The sequence below is a fragment of the Streptomyces boninensis genome (assembly GCF_048572725.1).
Taxonomy (GTDB): Bacteria; Actinomycetota; Actinomycetes; order Streptomycetales; family Streptomycetaceae; genus Streptomyces; species Streptomyces boninensis.
The window spans coordinates 5,960,643-5,975,436 of sequence record NZ_CP183837.1 but is presented as its reverse complement, the minus strand read 5'-3'; the positions used below and the strand labels follow the sequence as shown (position 1 = coordinate 5,975,436).

Below are 14,794 nucleotides of genomic sequence, written 5' to 3'. Positions count from 1 at the left end.
CCCCGGAGGCCCTCGTGACCACGAAGCAGCGCTCGCAGCAGCAGTCGCCCCGCCGCGCGGCCGTCGCCGCGTTCGTCCGTTTCGTCGTCTGTGGGGGCGGGGTCGGGCTGGCGTCGAGTGGGGCGCTGCTGCTGCTCGACGGGCGGATGTCGCTGGTCGTCGCCAACGCCCTGGTCACCGTGGTGTCCACGTTGCTCGCCACCGAGCTGCACGGCCGCGTCTCGTTCCGCAGCGAGCGGGGCGGCTGGGGCGTACACCTTCAGTCGGCGCTCACCGTCGCGGTGAGCTACGCCTTTACGACCGGCGCACTGCTCGCCCTGCACGCAGTGCAGTCCGCGCCCTCGGCGCTGGTCGAGCAGGCCGTGTACCTGGGTTCGTCGGCGCTGGCCGGGCTCGGCCGCTTCGCGGTGCTGCGCGCGGTGGTCTTCGCGGACCGCCGGACGCAGCCGGCGGCGGCGCCGGCCGCACCTGCCGCACCGGTCGCGAAGCCGGAGCTGGTGATGGCCGCCTGAGCTCAGGCGTCCTTCGCCTCCGCCACCACCATCACCCGCCGCAGCAGCTCCGCCAGCTGCCGCCGCTCGTCCTTCGACAGCACCCCCAGCAGCCGCGTCTCCTCATCGAAGCTCGCGTCCATCGCCCCCAGCCACGTCGACCGCCCCGACTCGGTCAGCTCCACATCGACCCGGCGGCGGTCGGTGGCCGAGGGCGTACGGCGAACGAAGCCGCGCCGCTCCAGCGCGTCCAGCCGACCCGTGACCGAAGCGGGCGCGAGATCGAGGTCCGCCGCGAGCTCCGAGGGAGCCGCGCTGCCGCCACGCCCCGCGAGGTGGTGCAGGGTGTCGAACTCGTGCCGCTCCAGGCCGTAGTCGACGAGCGCCTGCTGCCGCACCCGGGTCAGGTGCGCGCGCAGCCGCTTCATGCGGATCACGGCCGCCTCGATGTCCGGGTCGAGGTCGGGCAGCACCGGCAGCCAGCGTTCGACGTGGCCGTCGGTCCAGTCGCGGGTGGCCAGGGGTGGCTGTGCCGGCTCCTCCTTCATGCGTGCATCGTACGACGCCTCCTTCGGCATCAGATAATTCGTTGACGAATAGTTCGCCACCGAAATACATTTGCCTGCCATGACGCCGCACCCCCTCCGCTCCCGCCGCTTCCAACTCCTCTTCGCCGCCCGCTCCCTCTCCCTCCTCGGCGACGCCGTCGTCCCCGTCGCACTCGCCATCGCCGTCTGGGAGGCCACCCGCTCCAGCGCCGCGCTCGCGCTGCTCCTCGTCTGCGCGATGGCGCCGCGGCTGCTGCTCCTGCCGGTCGGCGGGGTGGTCGGCGACCGGCTCAATGCCCGTACCATCGCCGCCGCCACCGCCGTCGTACGGGCCGCCGCGCAGCTCTTCGTCGGCGTGCAGCTGCTCGGCGGGGATCCGCAGCTGTGGCAGCTGGCGGTGGCGGAGGGGGTCGGCGGGGTGGCGACGGCGTTCGCGATGCCGGCGTTCGCGCCGCTGGTCACCGGGACGGTGGCGGCGGAGCAGCGGCAGCAGGCCAACGCGGCCATCGGCGCCGCCACCAGCGCCGCCCGGCTCGGCGGGCCGCCGCTGGCGGGGCTGCTGCTGTTCGCCGGGGCGGGCGAGGCGTTCATCGCGGTCGGGCTCGGGTTTGCGGTGAGCGCGGTGCTGATGGCGGCCATCACGGTGCCGCATGTGGTCCAGGACCGGCGGCCGTTCCTCGCCGACCTGCGGCAGGGGTGGTCGGAGGTGCGGTCCCGCGACTGGTACTGGTCCAGCCTGATCGCCCACTCCGTGTGGAACGGCGCCGCCGCCGTCTTCGCCACCCTCGGCCCCGCCGTCGCCATGGAGGACCTGGGCGGCAAGGCCGCCTGGGTCGCCATCACCACGGCCGGCGGCATCGGCCTGCTGCTCGGCTCCCTGCTGGCCGGCCGCGCCCGCCCCCGCCGCCCGGTGCTGACGGGGAACCTGGGCCTGGCCGCGTACGCAATCCCGCTCGCGCTGCTGGCGCTGCCCGCCCCGGCGCCGGTGGTCGTGGCCGGATACGGGATCGCGCAGGCGGGCCTCGGCTTCCTGAACCCGGTGTGGCAGACCACGGTCCAAGACGCCATTCCCGCCAACGTCCTCGCCCGCGTGACAAGTTACGACTGGCTGCTTTCCCTCGCCGCCATGCCGCTCGGCTACGCGCTCGCGCCCCTCGCCGCGGACGCCTGGGGCCGCGGCGCACCGCTCACGGTGTCCGCGGCGCTCGTGGCCGCCGCCTGCCTGGGCACCGCGCTCGTGCCGGGGGTGCGCCGCTTCACCGCTGTCACGCCTGGAAGCGCCGCACCCCGGCAGGAGCCGGCCCCAGTCAGCTCACAGTGACCCGTACGGCCCCGGTCGTCGTATCGCCGGTGTCGTCCGTGACCGTGAGATGCGCGGTGTACGTCCCCTTCCTCGAGTACGTGTGCTTCGCCGACGCCTCGCCGTCCGCGGCCGAGTTGTCGCCGAAGTTCCAGTGGTGCTTGGCGGCCGTACGGCCCGGTGGCAGCGTCACCGTGCCCGCCAGGGACACCTCCAGCGGCGCCGCGCCGTCGGCCGGGGTCGCCGCGACCGAGACCTTGGCTTCGGACTCCTTCTCCGCGCCCGGCCCGTTGAAGTGCAGCCAGTCGAGGGCGAGGAGGTCGGGGCCCGTCTCCGTCCAGTCCGGGTTGGTGAAGACCGCGTAGATCTTCTTCACCCCGCCCGGGTCGGTCAGATCCGCCGTCGGCGAGATGACGTTTCCGTAGCCGCCGGTCGGCGGGATCGCGGCCTTGCCGAGCAGCGCGCCGTCGGGGGCGTCAGCGCGGAACTCCACGTCGCCGCCGATGCCGCCGGACGCCGCGCCGACCGTCACCGAGTCGATGCCGGTGAGATTCCCCGGGTCGAGAACGATCCAGTCACCGTGCTCGATCTCGCCGAGCCGCTTGCCGCCGGAGGCGTCGTCGCGGCTCACCGTCTCGGCGCCGCCGTGCGCGCCGCCGGTGGCATTACGGTGCTCGGCCTCGCGGAACTTCTGCCGCAGCGTGAGCGCCGACGAGCCCACGAGCGAGGGCACGCCATCCGCGCCCTTGTCCTCGTACTGGGCGCTGATCCCGTAATAGAGATTCTGGCCGGGCCCGTGGCTGTCACCGGGATCGGTCTTGATCTCCCCTTCGCACCCCGTGTAGTTGTCCAGCGGGTGGAGGTGGCTGTCATGGCCGAGCTGCGACTGGACGACGACCCTTGAGCAGTCGATGGGCGCGCCGTCCTCCGCGTCCTTGACCTCGACCTTGAACGGGACCGTATCGCCGAAGTCGAACAATCCGCCGTCCGGCGGCCCGGTGATCGTCACCTCGGGGCGGGTATTGCCGACCGTGATCTTCTGGCTGGCGATGCCGGTCAGCTCGGGCGGCCCCTCGACCGTCAGACTGGCGTTGAACTGCCCCTTCGTCTCGTACGTGTGGGTGGGATTGGCCTCGGTGGAGTCGGTCGTGCCGTCGCCGTCGAAGTCCCAGGCGTACGTGACCGGCTCGCCGCCCGGCGCGCCGGAGCCCTCGCTGGAGAACTTCACGGTCAGCGGCCCGGGCCCGGAGTCGGGGGACGCCGACATCTTCGCTACGGGCGGGCGCCCCTCGGCCACGTAATCGATCCGGTAGATCCCGGCGCCCTCGTTGCTGCCGCCGCGCCCGGTGCCGCTGCCCTCGCCGAAGTCGATGACGTACAGCGAGCCGTCCGGGCCGAAGTGCGCCTCGAAGGGCTGGATCCAGTCCATGTCCTCGAAGACGCCGTTGATGGACTGCAGGTCGCCGGCCTTGGCGTCCGGGAAGCGCGGGTCGTCGAACTTCTGGCCCTTCTGCTGGATCGAGAAGGTCTTGAACCACTTTCTGGTCAGCTCAAAGGTCAGCCACTTGTTCTCGAAGTACTGCGGGAACTTGGTCTTGCTGTCGAGCTTCGGGTCGTAGTCGTACACCGGACCGCTCATCGGGCCCCCGCCGCCGGTGCCGAGCTCGGGGAACTCCTCGGAGGCCGAGTAGGCGTACCAGACGGTGGCGGGCTTGGCGGCCGGGAGGTCGGTCTTGCCAGTGTTGTTCGGGGAGTCGTTCTTCAGCGCGCCGCAGTCGAACTTCGCCTTTGAGGTCTTGGTGGCGAAGTCGTAGTCGTTGAAGGGGGTGTTGTTGCCCACGCAGTACGGCCAGCCGTGGTTGCCCGGCTCGGTGAGCCGGGTGTACTCGACCGTGCCCTCCGGGCCGCGGTCGGGGTTGGCGGCGCGGGCGTCGGGCCCGTAGTCAGCGACCAGGACGGCGCCGGAGTGCGGGTCAGCCGTGATACGGAACGGGTTGCGGAAGCCCATCGCGTACACCTCGGGCCGGGTCTTGGCCTCGCCGGGCGCGAAGAGATTGCCCTTGGGGACGGAGTAGCCGCCGTCGTCCTTGGGCGTGATCCGCAGGATCTTGCCGCGGAGGTCGTTGGTGTTCCCGGCGGTGCCCTGCGCGTCCCAGGCGCGGCGGCCCTCCCGCTCGTCGATCGGGGCGAAGCCGTCCGACTCGAAGGGGTCGGTGTTGTCGCCGGTGGCGACGAGGAGGTTGCCCTTGTTGTCGAAGGTGAGCGAGCCGGCCATGTGCACGTTCGCCCGGCCCTCGCCGCGCCAGGTGGGGATGGTGAGCAGCACCTTCTGCGAGGCGGGGTCGGCCTTGCCGTCGTCGCCCATGGTGAAGCGGGAGAGGTTGATCTGCGGTTTCTCCTTGTCGGAGTGGAGCAGATAGAGCCGGTTGTTCTTGGCGAAGTCCGGGTCGAGGGCGAGCCCGAGGAGGCCGTCCGACTGGCTGGTCATCTCCGGGGTGTAGTCGAAGTCCAGGGCGGTGGTGACATTGAGGGTCTGCTGGTCGACGACCTTGAGCTCGCCGGTGCGCTGGGCGTAGAAGACTCGCCGGTCGGGGGCGACGGCCAGCTCGAACGGGTCGGCGAGGTCCTCGTCCACGAGGGGGGTGCGCTGGAAGTTGCCGGTCTGGGTGGCGGAGCAGTCGCCGCTCGCCGCGCCGGCCGACCACTCGATGCCGCCGAGCAGGTGCTGCAGGAAGGCCGGCTCCTCGAAGGAGGCGGCGGCGTGGCCGCCGGCGGTGTACCAGGAGCGGCCGCCGTCGTACTTCTGGCACCAGGAGTACGGGTGATCGACGCCCTCGTCGAGGCCGCTGATGCCATCCCGGACCTTGATCTGCGCGAGGGTGTGCACCTTGCCGGTCGGGTTGGTGCGGAAGTTGTACCACTCCTCCGTACGCTCCCAGAGCTCCGGCAGCCCCTTCGTGGAGGGGTGGACCCGGTCCAGCACCTTCACCCGGCCGGTCTGCGGCTCGGGGTGCTTGTCGAAGATCGCGCCGACCAGGCCCTCGTACCACTCCCAGTCGCGCTCGCTGGCCGCGGCCGAGTGCAGGCCCGTCCAGCCGCCGCCGCCCCGGATGAACTTCTGGAAGGCGGCACGCTGCTCTGCATTGAGCAGATCGCCGCTCTCCGGTGTGGAGTTGGTGTTGTTGAAGACGATCGTCTGGAACTTGGCGAGGTTCGCATCACTGAAGGCGGCCGCGTCGTCGGTGGCCTCGACCTCGAAGTTGTGCTCGGCGCCGAGCTTCTTGATGGCTTCGACGCCGGCGGGGATGGAGTCGTGCTTCTCGTTGGTGACCTTGGAGAAGACGAGGACGCGGAAGTCCGGCTCCTTGGCGGCCTCGGGGAAGTCGGCGGCGGTGGCGGTGGCGGCGGTGCCCATGCCGAGGAGCAGGGCTAAGAGCGCGATGAGGACGGTGACGGGTGTGAGGGCCGTTCTGTGCAGAGGGCTGCGGCTCATGTCTCTCCCTGGTCACTTGGGGTCGTGCGAGGGGAGTTGCGTGAGGACGATGTCGCGGAACGACACCTCGTCGCCGTCGCCGTGGTTCTGCAGCCCGATGTGCCCTGGGCTGAGCCGGCGCTCCGCGACGGTGTCGGTGAAGTCGTTGATCTTGACGCCGTTGAGGTAGACCCGCAGCCGGTCGCCGCCGGTGACGACGAGGTCGTACGTGTTCCACTCCCCCGGCGGGTTCAGCGCCGCGTCCCGGGCGGCGAGGTCGGGGGGCTGGAATCCGTAGACGGATCCGGTGGTCTTCTCGGGTGCGTCGGTGGCGTCGATCTGCACCTCGAAGCCCTGATTGCGGATGGCGGGATCGTCTCCGGCGGGAAACCCGAGATGCACACCGGAGTTGTCGTCCCCGGCCATGCGCCAGTCGAGGGTGAGGCGGTAGTCGCTGAACTCCCGGGCGGAGTAGTAGATCAGCCCGAGCCCGCCGTGGGAGGTCATCGCGCCGTCGGCGACGGTGAAGCCACCGGGCCCGGCCTGGCTCCAGCCATCGGTGCTCGTGCCGTCGAAGAGCACCAGCCGGTGCGACGAGGGTGCTGCCGCCGGTGCGGCGGCGGAGAGGGCGCAGACCGCGACCGCCGCGGCGGCGAGGGCGAGCAGCCTGCGCGTTCTGAGGTGCCTGGACATGGGTGGGGTCCTTCCGTCGTTGCAGCAAGCGCTTACTGACGGGGCCCTGACAAAATAGGCCGAGATTGGCCCGAGGTCAACGCACTTCGTCCACTCAGAGGTCAAACGACCTCGGGGCGCTACCCTCCGGCGCCCACCGCTCTCGTGACCCGCGCGGAGAGTTCGCGCAGGTAGTCCGCCAGCTCCGGCGGGTCGTGGATCTCGAAGTCGCAGCCGAGGATGGCCAGGCGGGCCGCCAGCCAGTCCAGGGAGTCGGACTCTGTGCGGAGGCGGCAGCTGGTGTCGGTGACGGGTTCCAGGTTGGCCGCGGCGTCGCCCAGGCGGGGGGCCAGTTCGCGGTACGGGGCGTGGAGGGTGACGTCCGCGTTGATCGTCGGCGGCGCCTGGCTCGACATGCGGTCGCCGATGTAGGTGGCGGCGTCCTTGGCCGGGAGGGCGCGGGGAGTGAAGCGGACCGCCGTCAGGAAGGGCTTGGTGATGCGGTCGACGCGGAAGATGCGCCAGTCGGCGCGGTCCAGGTCGAAGGCGAGGAAGTACCAGCGGCGGCCTGCGGAGACCAGGCCCTCCGGCTCGACCAGGCGCTTCGATTCCGTGCCGTCTGCTGCCCGGTAGCCGAAGCGGAGTTTTTCGCGGGCCGCGGCGGCCGTTGCCAGGGTGGTCAGGACTGCCGGGTCGATGGAGGCGCCGCCGCGCCAGCGGGTCAGCGTCGTGGTCGCCGTACCCAGAGACTTCACCCGGCGGCGGAGGCGGGACGGGAGGACCTGCTCCAGTTTGGCCAGGGCGCGTACCGATGACTCCTCCACACCCTCCACCGACTGGCCGGCGGCTGCGCGCAGGCCTACCGCGATGGCCACCGCCTCGTCGTCCTCCAGGAGGAGCGGTGGCAGTGCCGCGCCCGCCACCAGGCGGTAGCCGCCGATGGCGCCCTGGGTGGCCTCGACCGGGTAGCCCAAGTCGCGGAGGCGGTCGATGTCGCGGCGGATCGTACGGGTGGAGACGCTCAGGCGGTCGGCGAGTTCGCTGCCCGGCCATTCGCGGGGGGTCTGGAGGAGGGAGAGGAGGTTCAGCAGGCGTTTCGGGGTGTCTGTCGTCATGCTTCTCAGCATCCCTCCGATCTAGGACATGACCTGTCCTATATGGCTCCTAGCTTATAGGCATGACCTTTCAGAACGCCCTTGAGGCGAAGAAGGATCGGCGGCGCTGGATCGCGCTCGCCGTCGTGCTGACCGCGTCCTTCATGGACCTCGTGGACGCGACGATCGTGAACATCGCCCTTCCCGCCGTGCAGCGGGACCTCGGCGCCTCCCCCAGCACCCTGCAGTGGGTGACCGCCGGATACGCGCTCGCCTTCGCCATCGGTCTCATCACCGGCGGGCGGCTCGGCGACATCTACGGCCGCCGGAAGGTGTTCCTGCTCGGGATGGCCGGCTTCACCATCGCGTCGCTGCTGTGCGGTATCGCCGCCGACCCGGGGATGCTGGTCGGCGCGCGGGTGCTGCAGGGTGCGACCGCGGCGCTGATGGTGCCGCAGGTGCTGAGCATCATGCACGTGACGTTCCCGGCGGAGGAGCGCGGCAAGGTCTTCGGGATGTTCGGCGCGGTCGTCGGGCTGGGCGCCGTGGCGGGGCCGCTGCTCGGCGCGTTGCTCACCGAGGCGGACATTCTGGGGCTCGGCTGGCGGCCGATCTTCCTCATTAACCTGCCGGTTGGGATCGCGGGGCTGCTGCTCGGTGCGCGCTTCATCGATGAGTCGAAGGCGCCCGATGCGCTGCGGCTCGACCTCGTCGGCGTAATCCTCGCGACCACCGGGCTGATGATGCTGCTCTACCCGCTGATCAACGGGCGCGAGCACGGCTGGCCCATCTGGGGCTTCGTCTCCATGGGCGCGAGCCTTGCGGTGCTGGCCGGCTTCGTGGCGTACGAGCGGCGCAAGAAGGCCAAGGACGGGTCGCCGCTGGTGGAGCTGGGGCTGTTCAAGGACAAGCGCTTTGCGGCCGGGATCGGGGTGCAGCTCGCCTTCTCCACGACGCTGGGGATCTTCTTCCTGGTGTGGACGCTGTACATGCAGCTGGGGCTCGGGTGGAGCGCGCTGCATGCGGGGCTGACCGGGCTGCCGTTCACCATCGTGTGCTCGGTGGCGGCGGGGATGAGCGTGCAGAAGCTGGTGCCTCGGTTCGGTGCGCGGACGGTGCTGCAGGGTGGTGCGGTCACGATGATCGCGGGTGTGCTGCTCTACCTGGTGGTTTCCGGGCGGTACGGGCTGGAGATCTCGTCGCTGCAGATGGCGGTGCCGCTGGCGCTGATGGGGGGCGGGATGGGGATGGTCTTCTCCGTGCTGACCGACACGATTCTGTCGGGGGCGCCGGCGCGGTATGCGGGGTCGGCGTCGGGGCTGATCAACACCACTAATCAGCTGGGGTTCGCGTTCGGGCTCGGGCTTACGTCGGTGGCGTTCTTCGGGGTCGTGGATGACCGGATGGCGGCCGGTGGCCGGCCGGGGGCGGCCTTTGCGGATGCCTTCCAGACGTCGATGTGGTGGGTCGGCGGGATCCTGGTTGTGGTGGCGGTGCTGATGGCCGCGCTGCCCAAGCGCGTGGCCGCGCCTCAGCACACCGAGGCCGCGCCGGCTGAGGCCGAGCGCGAGCTCGCCGGGGTCTGAACGCCACGCTCCCCGCAACCCCCGGCAGCGGCCGCCCCGCCGCCGGGGGTTGCGGGGACTGCGCTGGGAGGCGGTCAGGCCTTCACCCTGAAGTTGTCGGTCTTGCGGCCCAGCGCCTCAAGACCCGGCCGCCCCACCACACCGGTCGCGTTCTTCACGCCGAGCCGGGTCCGCCAATCGCGGTAGCCCTTGTGGGTCTTCGGCCCCCACTCCCCGTCGACCCGGAACGGATACAGCCCGACCTCCTTGAGCGCCCCTTGTACGAGCTCGATGTGCCGCCGCGAACTCGCGGACGTGACCTGCTTCTTCGTCTCCTCGAACTTCTTGGAGACGAAGGCGAGGATGGAGTGATCCGCGAACACCTTCCGGTCCGCCCGCGTCACGTAACGCGCGAGGAAGGCCGCGGAGAAGAACTTCGGATCCACCCGGGGATCCGGGTCCGGACCATTGTTGGCCAGCCCGTTCTTCTTGTTCTTGTACGCGGCGACCTGACGCGCGGCGGCCGGCGCCAGGTCCCGGTCGCCGATGGCGATCGCATGGATATGAGGCGCGGTGAACGGCGGCGCGGTCCGCCGCCACGCGGCCCACCCTGCCTTCCGCAGCGACACCACGCGGTGCCTGATCTGCTCCCGGGTCAGCCCGCGGACGCTGATGTCCATGGCGCCGCCGCCGTCGTGGGTGCCGGCGGACGCCACGATGCCGCGGTTGAAGGAGCCCTGCACGATCCGGAGCTTGAACCCGCCGATCCGCTCCGCCTCCCGCAGCATGCACACGCTGCGCCGGTTGAGGGTTACGGAGCCGAACCTGACCCGCTCCCGCGGGGCGGAGGTGCTAAACACCATCGTCCCCACCCTCTCGTGCGTCGGCCGACCCGGCCGGGTCGGCGGCGGCCGCCATGAGCTCAAGCTCGTCCGCATCCGCGAGCTCGACGCCCTCCGCGTCCTCCTCGCCTTCCGGGTCCGGGACCTCCGCCGGCTCTTCCGTACCGAAGTCGGCGCTCTCCGCCGCCTCCTCCTCGTTCAGCTCCTCCAGCGTGAGGACCTCATGAGGCTCCGTCGTCATGGCCGTTCACCCCCCATGGGAAACACCAGGCCAGGGTCGCCTGGGGAGCTCAGCGTCCCATTGGCCGGAGGGGGCCGCCATACGCCGATTTGCCCCACTACGCCGCTACGGCGCGATGCGCGCCAGTGCCCCCGTCTCCAGCGCGCACCACACCGCGCCCTGATGCACCGCAATCCCATGCGGCTCGGAGTCCGGGTCGGACAGCGCGTACGAACTGACCTCCCCGGCCGGCGTGATCCGGCCGATCCGCCCGCTTCCCCACTCGGTGAACCACAGCGCCCCGTCGGGTCCCGCCACCACGGCGTGCGGCCGCGCCGCCGCATTCGGCAGCTCGAACTCCGTGATCTCCCCCGCCACCGTGATCCGCCCGATCCGCCCGGCCCCGATCTCCGTGAACCACAGCGCCCCGTCGGGACCCACCGCGATCCCCACCGGCGCCGCGCCCTCGGTGGGCAGCGGATACGACACCGTCTCCCCGTCCATCGTGATCCGCCCGATCGCATTGCCCTGGTTCAGGGTGAACCACATGGCGCCGTCAGGACCCGCCACGATGGCGGACGGAGTCGCGCCCGGTGCGTCATACTCCGTCACCGCGCCCTCGGCGGTGATCCGGCCGACCTTCCCGGCGGTGATCAGGGTGAACCACAGTGCGCCATCGGGACCGGCCGCGATGCCGAAGGGCCCGCCCTCCGGCGAGGCGGGGGCGAAGGAGGTGGCGGTGCCGTCCGCCGCGATCCGGCCGATGCGATGGGACTTGAACTCGCTGAACCACAGCGCCCCGTCAGGCCCCGGCGCGATCACCGTCGGCCCCGCACCGACCCGGTACACGCTCAGCTCGCCCGAGGCCGACCGGCGCCCGATCGCTCCCTCGTGCACCAGCGTGAACCACAGCGCCCCGTCAGGCCCTTCGGTCAGCGCGTACGGACCCGCCTTCGGGTCGCTCACGGTGAACTCCCGCACCGGCGCCGCCAGCCAGTCCCCGATCCGCCCGAGCAGCGTCCCCGCCTCCGTCGACAGGTGGAAGGCGTGCGGCATGCCCTCGTACACATCGAGCTGCGTACTCACCCCCGCCGCGTCCGCGGCCGCGGCGAAGCGGCGCGCGTCGTCCAGCAGCAGCTCATCGGCGCCCACGGCGAGGAGCAGGGGCGGCAGTCCGGCCGGCTCGCCGTGGATCGGTGACTGCGGTGCGCCCGCGGGGTCCGCTCCGGCGAGGTAGTCCGCGGCGATGGTCTTCAGGACCTCGTGGGTGATGACGTCCTTGCCGTCGTTCGCCGTCAGCGAGTCGCTGGAGAGCGTCATATCGGTCGACGGGGAGATCGCCACCGCGCCGCCGGGCAGCGGCCGGCCGGTGCGCTTCAGCTCCAGCAGCATGGAGAGGATCAGGGTGGCGCCCGCCGACTCGCCGATGAAGACGACCTGTTCGGCCGCGATGCCCCGGGCCAGCACCGCCTCGTACGCGGCAAGCGCGTCCTCCAGCGCCGCCGGATACGGGTGGGCCGGGGCCAGCCGGTATTCCACCCGCAGCGCCGGGCGGCGGGCGGCCGCGCTGAAGTGGTACGCGAGCACCCGCTCCCGCTCGGGGTTGGTGTGCGCGAAGCCGCCGCCGTGTACGTAGACGACGGCGCCCTCCCCGGCGCCGGGGGCGGTGATCCAGTCGCCGTCGACGAGGGCGTCGGCCGGAAGGTCCGCGGTGAAGAGGCCGCCGGTGCGGTCGCGGGAGGCGGCGGACTGCTCCGGCGTGGCGGGGATGGTGGTGGTCTGCAACGGTCGGTCCTCCGGAAACAGGAGATCGTGGTGGCGAGACCGCCGGGAAGCGGCCCCGCCACCACGATCGTCCGTCGGGACACCGGGATCAACGACGAATCGGGGATGGCCCGATAAGGCCCGGCCAATCCGTGCCCTCAGCCCTCCGGCCCGCGCCCTCAGCCCTCCGGGCTGATCCGCAGCTCCACCTCCACCGTCCGCGTCCCCACCAGCACACTCGCGCTCGCCGCGCCCAGGGACTGGGAGGTGGCCACCAGCGTGTACGAGCCGGTGCCCGGGGACGGGATCTCGAAGCTGCCGTCGTCCCCGGAACGGGCCTTGGCCAGGCGGCGGCCCGAGGCCGAGAGGAGCGTGAGCGCGCAGCGCGGGAGCGGGACTCCGTAGGCGTCACGGACCGTGCCGTGAATGGCCGGACCGGTGCCCGGCAGCACCGGGGCCCCGTTCACGGCTTCCTGCTTCTGGAGCAGGCCCGAGCCGCCGGCATCCGCCCCCACCGTCGCCAGCGCCGGCGCCGGCACCGGGCCGGGGTCGCCCGGCGCCGAAGGCTCCGCGGCCATCACCTCGTCCTCCGCCGGCTCCACCGCCAGATGCGGCAGCCGCTTCTCCAGCCACCCCGGCAGCCACCAGTTGGACCGCCCGAAGAGATGCATCATCGCCGGCACCAGCATCGTCCGCAGAATGAACGCGTCCAGCGCCACCGCACCGGCAAGACCAAGACCCGCCATGATCCCTTCGATATCGCCGCTCAGCACGAAGGCGCTGAAGACGCAGACCATGATGAGCGCCGCCGAGTTGATCACCCGGCTGGATTCGGCGAGGCCGACCCGGACCGCCCGGCTGTTGTCCTTGGTGTGCACCCACTCCTCGTGCATCCGGCTGACCAGGAAGACCTGGTAGTCCATCGAGAGGCCGAAGAGCATCGCCAGCATGATGATCGGCAGGAAGGACGTGATCGGCACCGAGCCGCCCATCCCGAGCAGCTCCGAGCCCCAGCCCCACTGGAAGACGGCGACCAGCATCCCGAAGGAGGCGGTCGCGGCCAGCAGGTTCATCAGCGCCGCCGTCAGCGGCACCACCAACGACCGGAAGGCGACCAGCAGCAGCACGAACCCGAGCGCGATGATCACGCCGATGAACAGCGGCAGCTTGTCCATCACCACGGACGCGAAGTCCTTGTTGATCGCGGTGATGCCGCCCACCGACACGTCCATCGACGTGCCCTTCTCCGCCGCCGGTACGACCTCGTCCCGCAGCCGGTCGATGAGCTCGTCCGTCTTCACGTCCTGCGGCGCGTAGTCGGGCACCACCTGCACCACCGCGTACTGCCCGCCCTCGGCTACCCGCGGCGGCGACACGGCCGCGACGCCCTCGGTGTCCCGTACGGCCTCGACCAGCGAGCCGAGCGCCTGCCGGTCCGCGCCGGACGGGGTCTCGGCGACCAGCGCCAGCGGGCCGTTGAAGCCCTTGCCGAAGCCGTCCGCGAGCATGTCGTACGCCTGCCGTACGGTCGTGGACTCCTGCTGGTTGCCCTGGTCGGTGGTGCCGAGGCGGAGCGACAGCAGTGGTACGGACAGCAGCAGCATGACCGCCGCCGCGGCCGCCGCGATCGCCTTCGGGCGGCGCTGCACCAGCGCGGCCCAGCGCGCGGCCCGGCCCGTCGACACCTCCGGCTCGGGGCCGTCTTCGCGCAGCTTGCGGCGCTGCTTGCGCGACAGCACCCGCATCCCGAGGATCCCCAGCAGCGCGGGCAGCAGCGTCATGGACGCGAGCACCCCGAGCAGCACCGTCAGGGAGGCGGCGATGGCCACGCCGTTCAGGAAGGACATCCCGACCGTCATCATCCCGAGCAGCGCGATACACACCGTGCCGCCCGCGAACAGCACCGCCCGGCCCGCGGTGTTCAGGGCCCGTACCGCCGACTCCTCCACGCCCATGCCGCGCTTGATGCCGGTGCGGTGCCGGGTGACGATGAACAGTGCGTAGTCGATGGAGACACCAAGACCGATCAGCGAGCCGAGCAGCGGCGCCACATCCGCGATGTCGATGACATGGCTGAGCAGCGACACCGACATCAGGCCCGTACCGATGCCGAAGACCGCGCAGACGATCGGCAGCAGCATCGCGAAGAGCGAGCCGAAGGCGATGGAGAGGATCACCGCGGCGGCGGCGATGCCGACGCCCTCCGCGAGGCCGCCCGGGGGCTCCTGGGTCTGCTGGATGGCCTGGCCGCCGAGCTCGACCTTCAGCCCGTCGACGTCGTCGGCCGCGGCCTGTGCGGTGTCGATGACCTTCTCGATGTTGGGCTTTTCGATTTCGAAGGCGTGCTTGGTGAAGGTGACCTGGGCGTAGGCGATCTCGCCGTTCTTGCTGATCTGCGCGGCGCCCGCCTTCGTGTACGGGCTCGCCACCTCGCCGACCTGGTCGACCTTCGCGACCTCGGCGAGCGCCTCGGTCATCCGCTCGCGGACCTCCGGGGCGCGGACGGACGTGCCTTTTGGAGCCTGCCACACCACCGTGTCGGTGTCGCCGGAGGCGGACGGGAACTCCCGCTCCAGCACCTCCACCGCGTGGCTGGACTCCGTGCCCGGCAGCTCGAAGTCGTTGGCGTACTTGCTGCCCGCGGCCTGGCTGGCGAGCACGGCGCCGAGCAGCGCGCACACCCACAGCACGAGCACCACGTACCGGTGGCGAAAGCAGAAGCGCGCGATGCCTGCCACGGTTACCTCCTGTCGGTGAGTCAGGTTTGCTCAGGCCAGACTCACCGGCGGGGGCGGGCCGCCGACAGATGGTTCAGCGACCCCCAAG

The 14,794-nt window shown here is 71.2% G+C and carries 10 protein-coding genes and 2 pseudogenes; 3 read left to right on the top strand and 9 right to left on the bottom strand.

The window, feature by feature from the left end; genetic code table 11:
• The first annotated feature begins 14 nt into the window (after window positions 1-14).
• Window positions 15-512 (top strand): hypothetical protein, encoded by a 498-nt coding sequence (locus ACNNMR_RS27435; RefSeq protein WP_419997347.1) that lies wholly within the window; start codon window positions 15-17, stop codon window positions 510-512.
• A 2-nt stretch (window positions 513-514) separates the two neighbouring features.
• Here ACNNMR_RS27435 and ACNNMR_RS27430 read toward each other — a convergent pair whose 3' ends face one another.
• Window positions 515-1,039, bottom strand: coding sequence for a MarR family winged helix-turn-helix transcriptional regulator (locus tag ACNNMR_RS27430; RefSeq protein WP_419997346.1), 525 nt, complete (start codon window positions 1,037-1,039; stop codon window positions 515-517).
• A gap of 79 nt (window positions 1,040-1,118) precedes the next feature.
• Here ACNNMR_RS27430 and ACNNMR_RS27425 point away from each other — a divergent pair, with 79 nt between their 5' ends.
• Window positions 1,119-2,360 (top strand): MFS transporter, encoded by a 1,242-nt coding sequence (locus ACNNMR_RS27425; protein WP_419997345.1) that lies wholly within the window; start codon window positions 1,119-1,121, stop codon window positions 2,358-2,360.
• Here ACNNMR_RS27425 and ACNNMR_RS27420 read toward each other — a convergent pair.
• The 3 genes and pseudogenes from ACNNMR_RS27420 to ACNNMR_RS27410 form a co-directional block, all read right to left on the bottom strand.
• Window positions 2,347-5,832 carry a ThuA domain-containing protein gene (locus tag ACNNMR_RS27420; RefSeq protein WP_419997344.1) on the bottom strand — a complete coding sequence of 1,162 codons (3,486 nt, stop codon included), beginning with the start codon at window positions 5,830-5,832 and terminating at the stop codon, window positions 2,347-2,349. The two genes, ACNNMR_RS27425 and ACNNMR_RS27420, sit on opposite strands and share 14 nt — an antisense overlap.
• Before the next feature lie 12 nt (window positions 5,833-5,844).
• A pseudogene (locus tag ACNNMR_RS27415) lies at window positions 5,845-6,390 on the bottom strand (3-keto-disaccharide hydrolase); the annotation flags it as partial.
• Between the two features lie 233 nt (window positions 6,391-6,623).
• Window positions 6,624-7,598, bottom strand: a complete 975-nt coding sequence (locus ACNNMR_RS27410; protein WP_419997343.1) for a helix-turn-helix transcriptional regulator — start codon at window positions 7,596-7,598, stop codon at window positions 6,624-6,626.
• Window positions 7,599-7,660: 62 nt separating this feature from the next.
• Here ACNNMR_RS27410 and ACNNMR_RS27405 point away from each other — a divergent pair, with 62 nt between their 5' ends.
• The gene (locus ACNNMR_RS27405) at window positions 7,661-9,163 is read left to right on the top strand and encodes an MFS transporter (protein ID WP_419997342.1); all 1,503 of its coding nucleotides are present in this window, start codon (window positions 7,661-7,663) and stop codon (window positions 9,161-9,163) included.
• Between the two features lie 74 nt (window positions 9,164-9,237).
• Here the strand turns inward: ACNNMR_RS27405 and ACNNMR_RS27400 are convergent, their stop codons facing one another.
• From ACNNMR_RS27400 to ACNNMR_RS27380, 5 genes and pseudogenes are all read right to left on the bottom strand, one after another.
• Window positions 9,238-10,005 (bottom strand): peptidoglycan-binding domain-containing protein, encoded by a 768-nt coding sequence (locus ACNNMR_RS27400; protein WP_419997341.1) that lies wholly within the window; start codon window positions 10,003-10,005, stop codon window positions 9,238-9,240.
• A complete protein-coding gene (locus tag ACNNMR_RS27395) occupies window positions 9,995-10,225 on the bottom strand; it encodes a hypothetical protein (protein ID WP_419997340.1) in 231 nt (76 codons plus the stop codon). The genes ACNNMR_RS27400 and ACNNMR_RS27395 overlap by 11 nt, the downstream gene beginning before the upstream one ends.
• A gap of 105 nt (window positions 10,226-10,330) precedes the next feature.
• Window positions 10,331-11,209, bottom strand: a complete 879-nt coding sequence (locus ACNNMR_RS27390) for a virginiamycin B lyase family protein (protein ID WP_420000485.1) — start codon at window positions 11,207-11,209, stop codon at window positions 10,331-10,333.
• A gap of 45 nt (window positions 11,210-11,254) precedes the next feature.
• Window positions 11,255-11,989, bottom strand: a pseudogene (locus tag ACNNMR_RS27385) (alpha/beta hydrolase fold domain-containing protein); the annotation flags it as partial.
• Between the two features lie 158 nt (window positions 11,990-12,147).
• A complete protein-coding gene (locus tag ACNNMR_RS27380) occupies window positions 12,148-14,706 on the bottom strand; it encodes an MMPL family transporter (protein ID WP_419997339.1) in 2,559 nt (852 codons plus the stop codon).
• Between the last annotated feature and the right edge of the window lie 88 nt (window positions 14,707-14,794).